This is a genomic window from Thermocatellispora tengchongensis, from assembly GCF_014202315.1.
Lineage (GTDB): Bacteria > Actinomycetota > Actinomycetes > Streptosporangiales > Streptosporangiaceae > Thermocatellispora > Thermocatellispora tengchongensis.
Genome location: NZ_JACHGN010000026.1, coordinates 128,773 through 142,953, shown reverse-complemented (window position 1 = coordinate 142,953; position 14,181 = coordinate 128,773). Strand labels below are relative to the sequence as shown.

Here is a 14,181-nt window from a genome sequence, read left to right as displayed (position 1 = left end):
AACCGGGCCCGTCCCGGGTCCAACCCCCCCGCCCGGATGGGGTGCCCCGACCCGACGGATCGCCGGCCCTGCACCTGGCTGTACGGACGAAGTGACCCTCCGTCACGGGCGCAGGATCCGACGATGTCAGAGACGGCCAACCGGCCAGTCCCGTGCTGGACTGCGCAGCAAACTACCGACCTCAGCTCAGATGTCAACCGTGTCCCGATCAGGTGGAACACCAAGATTCCCCAGGTAGGACGCATCCGGACAGCGGGTGGCATCGTGACCTATGTCGCTTACGGGCGGACGTCCTGCCGGAGGGCCGGAGCGTTGGGGGAACGTTCGCGGGAGCGGTAGCGTTTCGGCAAGGACAGGCCGAAGCACACGTCAGTGGGGCTTCGCGGCACGATGCACGGCAAGGAGAGCCCCCTTTCGTGGTGCAGGAAAAGACAGGCGCCCCGGCGGTGGGCGCGGCGGCCTCCGCGACCGGTGCCGCGGGGTCCGGCGAGAGCGTGTTGGAGACCCCGGCGCGGCCCGGGTGGCGGCGGTGGGCCGGCGGCGGCTGGGGGAGGGCCGCGGCCGCGGTCGTGGGCGGGCTCGCGCTGTTCCTGGCGTTCCCGCCGATCGACGCCTGGTATCTCGCGCCGCTTGGCATCGCGTTGACGATCGTGTCGGTGAGCGGCGCCGCACCGCGCCGCGCCCTGTGGGTGGGCTACCTGGGCGGCGCGGCGTTCCTGGTGCCCACCATGGCATGGGTACGCCCGATCGGCGATGACGCCTGGGCGGGCCTGGTGGCCATCGAGAGCGTGTTCTACGCCCTCCTGGGCCTGGGCACCGCCCTCGTCCTCCGGCTGCGCCTGTGGCCGCTGTGGGCCGCGTGCCTGTGGGTGGCCATGGAGCTGGCGCGCAGCTCCTTCCCCTTCGGCGGGTTCCCGTGGGGGCGCGTCGCCTTCAGCCAGGGAGAGTCGCCCTTCACCCCGTACGCCGCCCTCGCCGGGGCGCCGTTCGTGACGTTCGCGGTCGCGCTGTGCGGTGGCGTGCTGGCCTGGACCGCCCTGCACGCCGCGTCCCGTACGCCGCGCGGCCCCCGGTTCCGGCGGGGCCTCGCCTTCGGCCTGGCCGCCGCCGTCGCCGTGCCGGCGCTGGCGTACGCGGTGCCCCGGCCCGGCGACGAGGGCAGGACGGTGCGCGTCGGCATCGTGCAGGGCAACGTGCCGGGGCGCGGCATGACGCCGTTCGGCGACGAGCCCGCCGTCGTGCTGCGCAACCACACCACCAAGGTGCACGAGATGGCGCAGGCCGTACGCGAGGGGAGGCTGCCCCGGCCCGACCTGGTCGCGCTCCCCGAGAACAGCACCGACATCGACCCCTACCGCAACGAGTTCGCCCGCGGCACCATCGACGCGGCGGTCAAGGACATCGGCGTGCCGGTGCTCGTCGGCGCGGTCGTCGCGATCGGCGAGAAGCAGCGGGCGACCCGCAGCCTGGTGTGGGACCCCGTCACCGGGCCCGGCGCGTACTACGACAAGCAGCAGCTCGTGCCGTTCGGGGAGTTCACCCCGTTCCAGGACCTCGTGCTCGCGCTGTTCGAGCGGGCCAGGCTGGTCGGCAGGCAGTCGGTGGCCGGCACCCGCCCCGGCGACCTGCGCATGGGTCCGGTGACGATCGGCGCGGTCAACTGCTACGAGGTCGCCTTCGACGGCACCGTACGCGAGACGGTGCGCGCCGGCGGCACGCCGCTGGTCGTGCAGACCAACAACGCCACCTACGCCCTGTCCAACCTGCCGCCCCAGCAGCTCGCGATGTCCAAGCTGCGCGCGGTCGAGCACAACCGCGCGATCGTCACCGCGGCGACCACCGGGATCTCCGCCTACGTACGGCCCGACGGCCACGTCGCGTGGAGCACCGGCGAGCTGATCGCCGACATGACCGTGGTGACCGTGCCGGTACGCACCGAACAGACCATCGCCACGAGGGTGGGAGCGGTGCCGGAGTGGGCATTGGTAATCATGGGCGCCGCGGCGCTCGGTGCGGCCGCCTGGCTCGCCCGTGGCGAGCGCGCCCGCCGGGGCGCGGGAGAAGCGGTCACGGAAGGTGTTAGGGAAGGCGAGGACTCATGATGGAGCGCATGCTTGGCCGGGTGCTCGTCGTCGTCCCGACCTATGACGAGCGCGAGAACCTGCCGCTCATCGTCGAGCGCATCCGCGCGGCCGTGCCCGAGGCGCACCTGCTCATCGCCGACGACGCCAGCCCCGACGGCACCGGCGAGATCGCCGACCGCCTCGCCGCCGAGGACGACCACGTGCACGTGCTGCACCGTCCGGGCAAGCAGGGCCTGGGCGCCGCCTACATCGCCGGGTTCCGCTGGGGCCTCGCCGAGGGCTACGACGTGCTGGTCGAGATGGACGCCGACGGCTCCCACCAGCCGGAGGAGCTGCCCAAGCTGTTCCAGGCGCTGTCCGACGGCGCCGACCTGGCCATCGGGTCGCGCTGGGTGCCGGGCGGCAAGGTGGTCAACTGGCCCCACTCCCGCGAGCTGCTCTCGCGCGGCGCCAACATCTACAGCCGGGTCATGCTCGGCGTGCCGGTGCGCGACGCCACGGCCGGCTTCCGCGCGTACCGGGCGGCCACCCTGGAGAAGGTCGGCCTCGACGACGTGGAGTCGCAGGGCTACTGCTTCCAGATCGACCTGACCCTGCGCACCGTACGCCACGGGCTGCGCGTCGCCGAGGTCCCGATCACGTTCGTCGAGCGCACGGCGGGGGCGAGCAAGATGAGCCGCAACGTGGTGGCCGAGGCGCTGTGGCGGGTGACCATGTGGGGCGTCTCCGGCCTCCCGGCCCGCTTCAAGCGCCCCCGCTGACCCGAAGCGCCGCCCCGCCAGACCCCGCCGTCCCGCACGGGCCCTGTGGAACGCCGGAGGCCCGCCGGGCGTTGGAACGGATGTACCCCCGCTGCGGATCGAGGATGAGATGCGTCTGCTGCTGTTCCTGGCGTTCCTGGTCGTGCCGGTGCTGGAGATCTGGCTGCTGATCCAGGTCGGCGAGGTGATCGGCGGCTGGAGCACGGTCGCGCTGCTGCTCGCCGACAGCCTGCTGGGCGCGTGGCTGGTGCGCCGCGAGGGCCGCCGCGCCTGGCGCAGCCTCCAGGACGCGCTGGCCTCTGGCCGTATGCCCGAGCGCGAACTGGCCGACGCGGGCGTGGTGCTGGCCGGCGGCATGCTGCTGCTCACCCCGGGCTTCCTGACCGACGTGCTGGGCTTCGCCTGTGTGGTCCCCCTCACCCGCCCGCTGGTACGCAAGGCGCTGTCCTGGTTCTTCGCCCGTCGCCTCCGCCGCTACGCCCAGGCGGGCGGCCCGCTCGGCGCCGGAGGCGGCCCGTTCCTCGGCGGCCCCTTCACCGGCGCCCCCGGCCCCTTCGCCCAGGACCTGTTCGGCGACTCCTCCGCCCACGAGCCCGCCCGCCCGAACGGCCGCGGCCCCGTCATCCACGGCCAGGTGATCCGCGAAGAGGAACGCGACGCCTGACCCGCCCCCCGGCCGGCATACCGGCGGCACGGCAGGGCACAGAGCGGATCGGGATGGCGGCGGGCCGCCCCGCGGCCCTGACCCCGCCCCTCCGGATCACCGCGCCCTGCCCAACGCGGCGAGTCGCCGACCCCGCGTCCGCCAGGGAGTACCGGTCGATGGTGGATCTTCCGCAAGGTGGGATGGCGCGGGTGCCGGAACGCGGAACCTGCGCGAATGCGACGGTCTCCCTGACGTGACCCCCTCCTACGGGAGGCTTTCCCGGAAAGGCGGCATGGGGGTGGATGCCGGACCCTGTCGAAACGCACGGCCTCCCGAAACTGGGACACACCGAGCCCTGCCGGCCGCTCCCCGATTCCGCGCATGCCGCCTCGTCCCGGAACGGGGACACACCCCTCCGCCACGCCTTGACAGCCCGCCCGGGGCAGCAGGGGTGTCCGCACAGGTGGAGTGGGGGGCGCATGCAGGAAGGGGGTCCGTGGCGGAGTGGTGTGTGATGCGCTCGCCCGCCGAATGGCATCTGCTGGTACGGGTGGGGGAATTGCGGGGCCGGTGCCGGATCTGCCGATGCGAGGCGGTTGCATGCGGGGCCCAGGAGTCGGTTGAGGCGTGTGTGCGCTTCCGCGGCGGGCTGCGGTGCTTCTCCTCGCCGGTCCGCCCCTGCCCGCGAGGGGGCGCCGCCCGCAGAGGCGGGCATGAGGACGCCCCCGGTCCGTGGGGGGCCGGGGGCGTCGGGACGTGTCTCGGGTCGTGTGTCAGGCGCTCTTGCGGCGCTGGGCGCGCAGGATGGCCAGACGCTCGTTCAGCACTTCTTCCAGGTCTTCTATGGTGCGCCGCTCCAGCAGCATGTCCCAGTGAGTCCGCGGGGGCTTCATCTTCTTCGCCTGGGGTAGCTCGCCGTCCACCCGCACCCCGACCGCGCCGCAGCTTCGGCACTCCCACGTCGCGGGAATCTCGGCCTCGGCAGCGAGCGGCACATCGAAGCGATGGCCCTTCGGGCAGGTGTAGGACACCTCCTGGCGCGGGGCCAGATCGGTGTTGCGGTCGTTCTCGTAGCTCGTCGCGCCGAGTCGGGTACCGCGAAGCGCACGCTCGCCCATGTTTCAATGCCTCCTGAGGGCCCCGTCGTGAGGGGTCTGTCTCCCACGGCGTACAACGCTTGATACCGTGGATGGATTCCCACAGATGGGTTGATCCAATCGCGGATTTTGCCGCGGTGTCCCCTCAGATGGTCTCGGGCACCTCGTTGCCCGCCGCGCGGATCGCCTTCGGCAGGTTGACCAGCAGCAGGAGCACGAAGCCCAGCACGAAGAAGACGAGCAGCGACAGGATGCCGTAGCGGTAGCTGTCGGTGAGTTGCAGGGCCAGGCCGAGGGTGAAGGAGCCGAGGAACGTCGAGCCCTTGTCGCTGATCTCGTACAGGCTGTAGTACTCCGCCTCCTTCCCCTTCGGGATCACGTGCGAGAACAGCGAGCGTGACAGCGCCTGGGTGCCGCCCATGACGATGGCGATGGCGAAGCCGAGGGCGAAGAAGGCCAGGGCCGAGCCGGCGGGCAGGAAGTACGCCACGCCGACCACCGCGGTCCAGGCGACCAGCGCGGTCAGCACCACCCGCTTGGCCCCGTACGAGGCCGCCAGGCGGCCCAGCAACAGCGCGCCGAAGAACGCCACGAACTGGACCATGAGGATCGCGCCGATCTGCACCGTCTGCCCGAGCTTGAGCTCCTGGTCGGCGTAGGTGGCCGAGAAGGAGATCACCGTCTGCACGCCGTCGTTGTAGATCAGGTACGCCACCAGGAACGCCAGCGTCAGCGGGTAGCGGCGCAGCTCCACGAGCGTGCGGCCGAGCTGGCGGAAGCTGCGCCCGACGGCCTGGGCCGCGTTCTCGGAGCCGGCGGCCAGCGCGCGGCGGTTGCGCAGCCGCAGCAGCGGGATGATCGTGAACCCGCCCCACCACAGGCCGGAGGACGCCAGGGCGATGCGGGCCGCGGTGCCGCCGTCCAGGCCGAGGCCCTCGGCGTTGAGGAACAGGCCGAGGTGGATCGCGAGCAGCAGGCCGCCGCCGAGGTAGCCGAAGCCCCAGCCGACGGCGGAGACCCGGTTGCGCTCGCCGGGGGTGGCGATCTCGGGCAGGAACGAGTTGTAGATCACGAACGCGCAGGCGAAGGCGACGTTGGCGATGACGAACAGGGCCCCGCCGAGCAGATAGTTCCCCCCGGTGACGAACCAGAAGCACACGGTCGCCGCCGCCCCGATGTAGGCGAAGACCCCCATCAGCTCCTTCTTGCGGCCCGTGTGGTCGGCCAGCGCGCCGGCGACCGGCATCAGCACGATCTGCACGATCGCGGCGACGCCGACCACGAAGGAGTAGTACGCGCTCGGCCGCACGTCGAAGCCCAGCACCTCGACGAACTCGCGCCCGGCGGCGGCCGTCTTGGCGATGTCGGTCAGGTACGGGCCGAGGAAGACGGTCAGCACCGTGGTGGGGAAGGCCGAGTTGGCCCAGTCGTACCAGTACCAGCCGCGCTGCTCGCGCCTGCGCGCCGCGGGGCTCTCGTCGACCTGGACGGGGGCGGAGGTCATCGGGGGTTCTCCCGGGGAGAGGAGGGGCGTGGTCGGGGGGACGAGGGGTCAGGGCCGCTGGGCGCGGGGGTGCCACACGCCGCGCGCGGTCAGCACATCGCGCAGGGCGGTGATGTCGTCGGTCATGATGCCGTCCACGCCCATGTCGAGCAGGCGGTGCATCAGCGCGGTGTCGTTGACCGTCCACACGTGCACCTGCATGCCGAGCGCGTGCGCGGTGCGCACCAGCGCCGGGGTGGTCACGCGCAGCCCGCGGAAGCCCACCGGCACCTGCGCGCACGGCACTCCGGCGCGGGCCAGCCCGGTCAGCAGCCGCCCGTAGCCGGAGGTCACCGAGGCGGCGCGCAGGGCGGCCACCCCGCGGGGGCCCAGGGCCGAGCACACCTTGTCGTCCAGGGCGGCGCGCGCCCGCGCCAGCCGCTCGTCGGAGAAGGAGGTCAGGCAGACCCGGTCGTACGCGGCGGTGCGCCTGATCGCCTCCGCGAGCGGCGCGATGGCCCCCCGCTCCTTGACGTCGATGTTGAACCGGGCCTCCGGCCAGGTGCCGATCAGGTCCTCCAGCAGCGGGATCTCGTCCACGCCGCCGATGCGCGCTTGGCGCACCACCCGGTACGGCAGCTCCGCGATCCGGCCGCTGCGGTCGGTCACCCGGTCCAGGGTGTGGTCATGGAAGGCCAGCAGCACGCCGTCGGAGGTCGCGTGGGCGTCGGTCTCCAGGTAGGTGTAGCCCAGCTCGATCGCCCGGGAGAACGCGGCCATGGTGTTCTCGCGGTTCTCGCCGGCCCCGCCCCGGTGGGCGAAGGCGAGCGGGCCCGGATGATCCAGGAAAGGATGACGGCGCTGCACGTGGAGGAGTATGCCCGGTTCGGGCGGCGCGCGTCAGCGCGGCCCGGTGAACGTTTGGGTCACGGAGCCCCGGTCTCGCCGCCGATCCCGCCGGGGCCGGGCTCGGCGCCGGCGGGCGTGTCGCCCGCCGCGGCCCACTCGCGGCGGCGGGCCTCGGCCATGGCGATGGCGGCGGCGATGCCGACGTTCATCGAGCCCACCCGCCCGACCTGCGGGATGTAGCAGACCGAGTCGACGGCGTCGAGCATGGCGGGGGAGCAGCCGTGGTCCTCGCTGCCCAGGACCAGGCACACGTCACCGTCGAGGGGCGCCTCGTGCAGCGGCACGGCGTCGCCGGTCAGCTCGACCGCGATCACGGTGAACCCGTCGTCCCTGGCCGACCGCACCGCCTGGGCCGCGGGCACCGGGTCCTTCCAGGACACCAGCCGGTCGGTGCCGAGCGCGGTCTTCTGCGCCTTGGGGTTGGTCGGCGGGGTGGTGTTGCCGGCCAGCCAGATCGACTCCACGCCGAACGCGGCGGCGGTGCGGAAGATCGAGCCGACGTTGAACGGCCCGGTGACCGACTCCAGGATCAGCGCGAGCCGGTTCTCGGTGGAGCGCCGCCAGGTGCGGTTGAGCCGCTTGACGTCGGTGGGGCGGAGCTGCCTGCGGGTGCCGTTCATCGAGCTTCTGCCTTCAGGATGCGGTAGGACGATCTGGACGCCTCGCGGGTCGTGGCCCAGCCCTGCTCGTTCAGCCAGCGCTGCAGCGAGTCGGAGCCGAGGTGCTTCTGCACCACCAGGTAGGCCGCGCCCCCGGGCGCGAGCCGCGACAGCCAGCGGGTCAGCATCTCGTGCAGGGCCTGCTTGCCGATGCGGATGGCCGGGTTGGACCAGATGGCGGCGAAGCGTACGCCGGGCGGCATCTCGTCGGCGTGCACCGGCCTGACCCCGCCGAGGCCGGCCGCCTTGGCGTTGCGCTCGCACAGCTCCAGCGACCTGCGGTTGACGTCCACCGCCCACACCGTGGCCCGCGGCGCCCGCGCCGCCATGGTCAGCGCGATCGGCCCGTAGCCGCAGCCCAGGTCGAGCAGGTCGCCCTCGGCGGGCGGCGGCGGCACGCTCTCCAGCAGGATGCGCGTGCCGGGATCGACCCGGTCGGGGGAGAACACCCCGCGGTCGGTCTCCAGCCGCAGGTGCAGGTCGGGCAGGACCAGCGTGACCACGCCGGGCCTGCTCGCCGCCTCCGGCCGCTCCTCGAAGTACTGTGCCACGGGCACAGACGTTACCAACGCCGGGACACCGCCCCGGACGCCCGGCGTCAGGGGAGGCGGGAGCTGAGCAGCACGGCGCTGGCGGCCACCATCAGGCCCACCACGATCGCGGCCACGACGAAGTACTGCCCGATCTCCTGGTGGACGACCCGGTAGCCGAGGGAGGTGCCGATCTGCTCGTAGACCTCGCGCAGCTCGGTGCCCGACTCCGCCTCGTACGCCCGGCCGCCGGTGCCCTCGGCCAGCGACTGGAGGGTCTGTTTGTTCACCGGCACGTTGACCGCCCGCCCGTCGATCACCACGGTGCCCTCCTGGGTGCCGTACGCGATCGTGGAGACCGGCACCCGGGCCTGCATCGCCGACTCCACGGCCTCGTTGACCGACCGGCCGGAGGTGTTGTCGCCGTCGGAGAGCAGCACGATGGCGGCCGGCGGCGGGTCGGTGACCGCGCGCTGGTCGAAGGAGCGGATGGAGTCGAGCGAGTTGAACACCGCCTCGCCGATCGCGGTGCCGGGGCGGGTGGACAGGTTGCCCACGGCGGTGATCACCGCCAGGTGGTCGGTGGTGGGCGAGATGACCACGGCGGCGGAGCGGGCGAAGGACACCAGGCCGACGTTGAACCGCTCGGGCAGGTCGCGGATGAACTTCTGCGCCGCCTCCTTGGCCGCCGAGATCCGGTTCGGCTGTACGTCGTCGGCCTCCATGGACAGCGAGATGTCCAGCGCGATGATGATGGTGGCGCGGTCGCGCGGGACCCGCACCGAGTCGGCCGGACGGGCCGCGCCGATCACCAGCAGGCTCATCATGACCAGGAACAGCGCGGGCGCGACGTGCCGCCGCCATCCCGGCGCCGCGGGCGAGACCAGGGCCAGCAGCGGCATGTTGGTGAAGCGGACGGCGTAGCGGCGGCGCCAGAACTGGGCGGCGACGTAGCCGGCCGCCATCAGCGCCACGGCGGCGAACAGCCACAGCCAGCCGGCGGCAAGGAACGTCACGGCGACATCACCTCCTCGCTCCCGACCCCGCGGCGGCCGTGGGGTGGCGGTGCATCAGATGGGCCATGCGGCGCTGCCGCAGCACGAACTGCGCCACGTCGAACACCCAGTCGCGGTCGGTGCGCAGCACCATGTGCGCGACGCCGCAGCGGCGCAGCGCCAGGCGGGTGCCCTCGCGCTGGAGCGCGGCGGCCTCGGCGTACGCGGCGCGCACCTTGGGCGACAGGTGGATCTCCCGGGTGCGGCCGGTCTCGGGGTCGGTGAGCGTCACCAGGCCGACCGGCGGCAGCTCCAGCTCCCGCGGATCGACCACCTCCACCGCGAGCACCTGGTGCCGCGCCGCGAGCCGGCGCAGCGGGCGCTCCCAGGGCCGCTCGGCCTGCGGGTCGAGGTCGGGGACGCGCTCGATGAAGTCGGAGACCACCACCCGCATGCCGCGCCGCCGCCGGGCGGAGGCCAGCACGTCGATGCCCTCGGCCAGGTCGGGCGCGTCGGGGGCGGGCCGGGCGCGCGGGGCGTCCATCAGGGAGTGCAGCAGCCCGTACAGGGCGGGGCGGCCGGCGCGGGCCGGCATGCGGTGCAGGAAGCGCTCGTGCAGCACGTACGCGCCGAACCGGTCGCCGATGCGCCCGGCCAGGAACCCGATGGCGCCGATCGCGGCCACCACCAGGTCGCGTTTTTCCATGTCGGCGGTGCCGAAGTCCATGCTGGGCGACAGGTCGGCCAGCGCCCAGGTCTCCAGCTCCCGATCGGCGATCAGGTCGCGGACGTGCGGGACCGTGGTGCGCGCGGTGACCGCCCAGTCCATGCGGCGCACGTCGTCCTCGCCCGGCACGTAGACCCGGCTGTCGCCGGTCTCGCTGCCGGGCCCGGGGAGCAGGCCCTGGTGGTTGCCCTGGAGCATGCCGTCCAGACGGCGTACGATCGTCAGCTCCAGCCGGCGCAGCGCCTGCTCGGCGGTGTTCATGTCGCTCACCGCGGTCCCTGGTTCCACACCACGAGCGGCGGCGGGACCGCCGCCAGGATGCGCCGTACGACCTCGTCGGGGTCCACCCCGTCGGCCAGCGCGTCGAAGGTGAGCATCAGCCGGTGCCCCATGACGTCCACGGCCACGTCGCGAACGTCGTCGGGCAGCAGGTAGTCGCGCCCGCGCAGCAGCGCCAGCGCTCGCCCGGCCGCGACCAGGCCCAGGGTCGCGCGCGGGCTCACCCCGATCTCGATCGTGTCGGCCAGCTCCTCCAGGCCGTACTCCGCGGGCGCGCGGGTGGCCATCACCAGGCGTACGACGTAGTCGGCCACGAGCTGGTGCACCGAGACCTGCTCGGCCAGCTCCTGCAGCTCGATCAGCTTCTCGGGGTCGAGCACCACCTCGGGCCTGGGCGGCTTGACGCTCATCCGGTGCAGGATCTCCAGCTCCTCGCGCGCGTCGGGGTGGGAGATGCGCACCTTGAACAGGAACCGGTCGCGCTGGACCTCCGGCAGCGGGTAGACGCCCTCGGACTCGATGGGGTTCTGCGTGGCCAGCACCACGAACGGGGCGGGCAGCGGGTGGGTCTTGCCGGCCAGCGTCACCTGGCGCTCGGCCATGACCTCCAGCAGCGCCGACTGCACCTTGGCCGGGGCCCGGTTGATCTCGTCGGCGAGCAGGAAGTTGACGAACACCGGTCCCAGCTCGACGTCGAACTTCTCGCTGGAGGGGTGGAACACCCGGGTGCCGACGATGTCGCTGGGCACCAGGTCGGGGGTGAACTGGATGCGGGCGAAGCTGCCGCCGACGACGGTGGCCAGCGTGGAGGCCGCCAGGGTCTTGGCCACCCCCGGCACGCCCTCCAGCAGGCAGTGGCCGCGGGCCAGCAGCGCGACGAGCAGCCGCTCGACCATGTGCTCCTGGCCGACGATGACCCGCTTGACCTCGGCGAGGGCCTGGCGCAGCACCTCGCCGTGGGTGTTGCTCGGGACTTCTTCTGCGACGGTCATCTGGTACGTCGGCGCGCCCGCCCCCGGCCTTGCGGCCGCACGGCGCGCGCCTCTCCTTCCCTGGGCGAAAGAGGCAGGATCTCCATGATGGTTGTTATTCCATCAAACGCCACGCGAACGCGTCTCGGGTGACGGGGCCTCATCGATCTTTTTTGCCGTCCGTGGCGGGGTGTGCGCCCGCGTGCTTTCACCGCAGGCCCCGTGCTTTCATGAGAGACGTGGCCACGCAGCTCCAGCAAGGCGACCCGCCCACCCTCGGTCCGTTCGTGATCCAGGCGCGCCTGCGCGTGGGCCCGGCCGGCCTGGTCTACCTCGCCCAGGCCCCCGACGGCCGCGCGGTCACGGTCGCGCTGCTGACCAGGGGCGCCGCGCTGGACGCCGCGGCCCGCGACCGGTTCGTCACCGCGATCCGCGAGGCCGCGACCGAGCGCGGCGGCGTGCGCGGGTGGGTGGCCCGCCTGCCCGGCCGCGGGCGCGCGCCGGTGCCCGACTCCATGCCGCAGGTGCTGGCCATGGACGTCGGCCCCGCGCCGTGGGTGGCCACCCCGTACGTCCCGGGGCGCGACGGCGCGGAGAGGTTCCTGGAACCGGTCATGGTCAGCGGCACCCTGATCGGCGAGCGGCACGGCCCCGACTTCGTGCCGTACTGGGTGTCGGACCGCTCGCCCGCGATCCCGGCGCCGCCGCGTCCCAAGCCGCCGCCGACCGAGCCGCGCCGCTCGGTGATCGCGGCGGGCGCGGTGCTGGCGCTGATGGTGGCGCTGCTCATGCTGACCATGTGGCTGCTGTTCGGCGGCGAGGACGACACCGAGCAGCCGCTGCGCCCGCTGCCGCCCACGATGTTCGTCCCCACGCCGCCGCCGGTGCCGCTGACCCCGGTGCCCGGCAGGCCCTCGCCGACCCCCAGCCCCGGCGAGACGGGTCCGGGCTCACCCCACCCCGAGGGCGACGAGGAGAACTTCCCCGGCGAGCCCATCTGATCAGCCGAGCCGATTTGATCCGGCGAGCCGAGCCGGTCAGGCGGACCCGAGCCGGTCGGGGGCAGGCCGCGGCCCTGCGGATGCCCTGACGCGCAGAGCGGTGGCGGTCAGCGCCACGAACATGGCGAGCACGACCGGGATCGCCAGGGCCCGGGGCAGCCCGGCCGGCTCCGCCACGCCGCCGATCAGCACCGGGCCGCTGAGGAAGCCGGCGTAGCCGATGCTCGCCACCCGGGCCAGCGCCCGGCCCGCCTGCGCGGGGTCGCGGTGCCCGGCGGCCGAGAACACCTGGGGCACGATGCACGACAGCCCCGCCCCGAACAGGCCGAACCCGATCAGCGCGGCGATCGGGTGGCCGATGAGCAGGGCGGCGCCGAGACCGCCCGTGGCGAGCGCGCCGCACGCGCGTACCAGCGTCACCGGCCCCAGCCACGCGGCCAGCCGGTCGCCGGCCAGCCTGCCCGCCATCATCGCGATGGAGAAGGCGGCGTAGGCCATGGCCGCGAGCGAGGCCGAGGCCCCGAGGTCGAAGCGGACGTACACCGTGCTCCAGTCGGCCGCGGCGCCCTCGCCGACCAGGCAGCAGAAGGCCAGCACCCCCAGGAAGAGCACCCCGCGCCCGCCCGTCCGCCCGTCCGTGGCGGGCCCGTCGGGGGCGGCGGAGGGGGCGGTGGTGGAGGGGGCGGCGGCCGGGAGCGCCCAGGCGGCGGCCCAGGCCGCCATGGCGGCGATCAGCACGCCCGCCGCGAGGAAGGTCAGCGCCGGGCTCAGCCCGGCGTGGGCGAACCCCGCGCCGAGCGCGGCGCCGAGGAACCCGCCCAGGCTGAACACGGCGTGGAAGGACGACATCAGCGGGCGGCCCGCGGCCCGTTCCACGTCCACGGCGCCGGCGTTCATGGACACGTCCAGCGCGCCGTGCACGGCGCCGAAGACCAGCAGCGCCGCCACCAGGGCCGGCAGGTTCGGCATCACGCCGGGGAGCACCAGGACGGCGCCCTGGGCGAGCGCGGCCGGGATCATCACCCGGCGGCTGCCGTGCCTGTCCACCAGGCGGCCCACGGCCTGCATGCCGGCGATGGCGCCCGCGGCGATGCCGAGCAGGCCGACGCTGAGCAGCCCGTCGGTGAGCCCGAGCGCGTCCTTGATCGCCGGTATCCGGGAGGTCCAGGTGCCGATCGCCAGCCCGGACAGCAGGAACAGCAGGCAGGTCGCCACGCGGGCGCGGGCCGTCTCCGCCCGGCGCTCCGGGGTGGGGGGATTCACGAGGGGTGCCCTCCAAAGGGTGGGACGGCCGTCAGACCAGGCGGGTGGTCACGCCCGCGGCGGTGAGGGCGCGGTGCTGCTCGGGCGGGATGCCGTCGTCGGTCACGACCACGTCCAGGCGGTCGATGGGGCAGACCGCGCCGAAGGCGGTGCGGCCGAACTTGCCGGAGTCGGTCGCCGCGATCACCCGGCGCGCCGAGGCCATGGCCGCCTGCTTGATGGCGACCTCGGGCAGGTCGTGCGCGGTCATGCCGTGCTCGGCCGACAGGCCGCAGCAGCCGATGACGGCGGTGTCGAAGCGCAGCGCGCGGATGGACGACTCGGTCAGCGGGCCGGTGAAGTTCAGCTCGCCCTTGCGGACCTCGCCGCCGGGCAGCACGACCCGTACGCGCGGCGCGCCGGCCAGCTCCTGCACCGCCTGCAGGGCCAGCGGCATGACGGTGATGCGGCGCTCGCGCAGCGCCCTGGCCACCTCCAGCACCGTGCTGCCGCCGTCGAGCAGCACCGCCTCGCCGTCGGCGATCAGGGCCGCGACCTCGGCGCCGATGCGGCGCTTGGCCTCCGCGGCCTCCCGCTCGCGCACCGCGAACGGCGGCTCCTCGCCGCGCAGCAGCAGGCTCATCGCGCCTCCCCGCACTCGCCGCACCACGCCCTGCCGGGCCAGCTCGTCCAGGTCGCGGCGGATCGTCATCTCCGACACCTCGTGCAGCGCCGCCAGCTCGGCCACCGAGACGGTGTCGTTGACCCGCAGCGCGTTCAGGATCGATCGCATCCGA

Annotated in this window: 14 protein-coding genes; 4 read left to right on the top strand and 10 right to left on the bottom strand. The window is 73.5% G+C overall.

Translation table 11 applies throughout. From position 1 onward, the window contains the following. Nucleotides 1-416: 416 nt before the first annotated feature. The 3 genes from lnt (at nt 417) to HNP84_RS42935 (ending at nt 3,509) form a co-directional block, all read left to right on the top strand. Complete coding sequence (gene lnt / locus HNP84_RS42945) at nt 417-2,102, top strand: apolipoprotein N-acyltransferase (RefSeq protein WP_185055839.1); 1,686 nt, start codon at nt 417-419, stop codon at nt 2,100-2,102. Next, nucleotides 2,102-2,845 carry a polyprenol monophosphomannose synthase gene (locus tag HNP84_RS42940; RefSeq protein WP_185055872.1) on the top strand — a complete coding sequence of 248 codons (744 nt, stop codon included), beginning with the start codon at nt 2,102-2,104 and terminating at the stop codon, nt 2,843-2,845. The genes lnt and HNP84_RS42940 overlap by 1 nt, the downstream gene beginning before the upstream one ends. 109 nt (nt 2,846-2,954) lie before the next feature. Further along, nucleotides 2,955-3,509 carry an FxsA family protein gene (locus HNP84_RS42935; RefSeq protein WP_185055838.1) on the top strand — a complete coding sequence of 185 codons (555 nt, stop codon included), beginning with the start codon at nt 2,955-2,957 and terminating at the stop codon, nt 3,507-3,509. A gap of 755 nt (nt 3,510-4,264) precedes the next feature. Here HNP84_RS42935 and HNP84_RS42930 read toward each other — a convergent pair. From HNP84_RS42930 to HNP84_RS42895, 8 genes are all read right to left on the bottom strand, one after another. Beyond that, nucleotides 4,265-4,609: an RNA polymerase-binding protein RbpA gene (locus HNP84_RS42930; RefSeq protein WP_185055837.1), complete on the bottom strand. Its 345-nt coding sequence runs from the start codon at nt 4,607-4,609 to the stop codon at nt 4,265-4,267. Nucleotides 4,610-4,733: 124 nt separating this feature from the next. After that, on the bottom strand, nt 4,734-6,092 hold the full coding sequence (locus tag HNP84_RS42925) for an MFS transporter (protein ID WP_185055836.1): 1,359 nt from the start codon (nt 6,090-6,092) through the stop codon (nt 4,734-4,736). Between the two features lie 48 nt (nt 6,093-6,140). Beyond that, nucleotides 6,141-6,938, bottom strand: a complete 798-nt coding sequence (locus tag HNP84_RS42920) for a glycerophosphodiester phosphodiesterase family protein (protein WP_185055835.1) — start codon at nt 6,936-6,938, stop codon at nt 6,141-6,143. Between the two features lie 59 nt (nt 6,939-6,997). Further along, a complete protein-coding gene (locus HNP84_RS42915) occupies nt 6,998-7,600 on the bottom strand; it encodes a TrmH family RNA methyltransferase (protein ID WP_185055834.1) in 603 nt (200 codons plus the stop codon). Further along, entirely contained in the window at nt 7,597-8,190 is a 594-nt protein-coding gene (locus HNP84_RS42910; protein ID WP_185055833.1) for a class I SAM-dependent methyltransferase, read from the bottom strand. The genes HNP84_RS42915 and HNP84_RS42910 overlap by 4 nt, the downstream gene beginning before the upstream one ends. Before the next feature lie 47 nt (nt 8,191-8,237). Next, nucleotides 8,238-9,185 (bottom strand): VWA domain-containing protein, encoded by a 948-nt coding sequence (locus HNP84_RS42905; protein ID WP_185055832.1) that lies wholly within the window; start codon nt 9,183-9,185, stop codon nt 8,238-8,240. A 7-nt stretch (nt 9,186-9,192) separates the two neighbouring features. Continuing rightward, nucleotides 9,193-10,152 (bottom strand): DUF58 domain-containing protein, encoded by a 960-nt coding sequence (locus HNP84_RS42900; RefSeq protein ID WP_185055871.1) that lies wholly within the window; start codon nt 10,150-10,152, stop codon nt 9,193-9,195. Between the two features lie 5 nt (nt 10,153-10,157). Continuing rightward, complete coding sequence (locus HNP84_RS42895) at nt 10,158-11,162, bottom strand: AAA family ATPase (protein WP_185055831.1); 1,005 nt, start codon at nt 11,160-11,162, stop codon at nt 10,158-10,160. A gap of 209 nt (nt 11,163-11,371) precedes the next feature. On the opposite strand from HNP84_RS42895, the gene HNP84_RS42890 reads away from it, so the two are divergent. Next, a complete protein-coding gene (locus tag HNP84_RS42890) occupies nt 11,372-12,142 on the top strand; it encodes a hypothetical protein (RefSeq protein WP_185055830.1) in 771 nt (256 codons plus the stop codon). A 36-nt stretch (nt 12,143-12,178) separates the two neighbouring features. Here HNP84_RS42890 and HNP84_RS42885 read toward each other — a convergent pair whose 3' ends face one another. Together HNP84_RS42885 and HNP84_RS42880 are read right to left on the bottom strand one after the other, a co-directional pair. Further along, on the bottom strand, nt 12,179-13,405 hold the full coding sequence (locus HNP84_RS42885; RefSeq protein WP_185055829.1) for an MFS transporter: 1,227 nt from the start codon (nt 13,403-13,405) through the stop codon (nt 12,179-12,181). A gap of 31 nt (nt 13,406-13,436) precedes the next feature. Continuing rightward, the gene (locus HNP84_RS42880; RefSeq protein ID WP_246519358.1) at nt 13,437-14,177 is read right to left on the bottom strand and encodes a DeoR/GlpR family DNA-binding transcription regulator; all 741 of its coding nucleotides are present in this window, start codon (nt 14,175-14,177) and stop codon (nt 13,437-13,439) included. Nucleotides 14,178-14,181 lie beyond the last annotated feature (4 nt).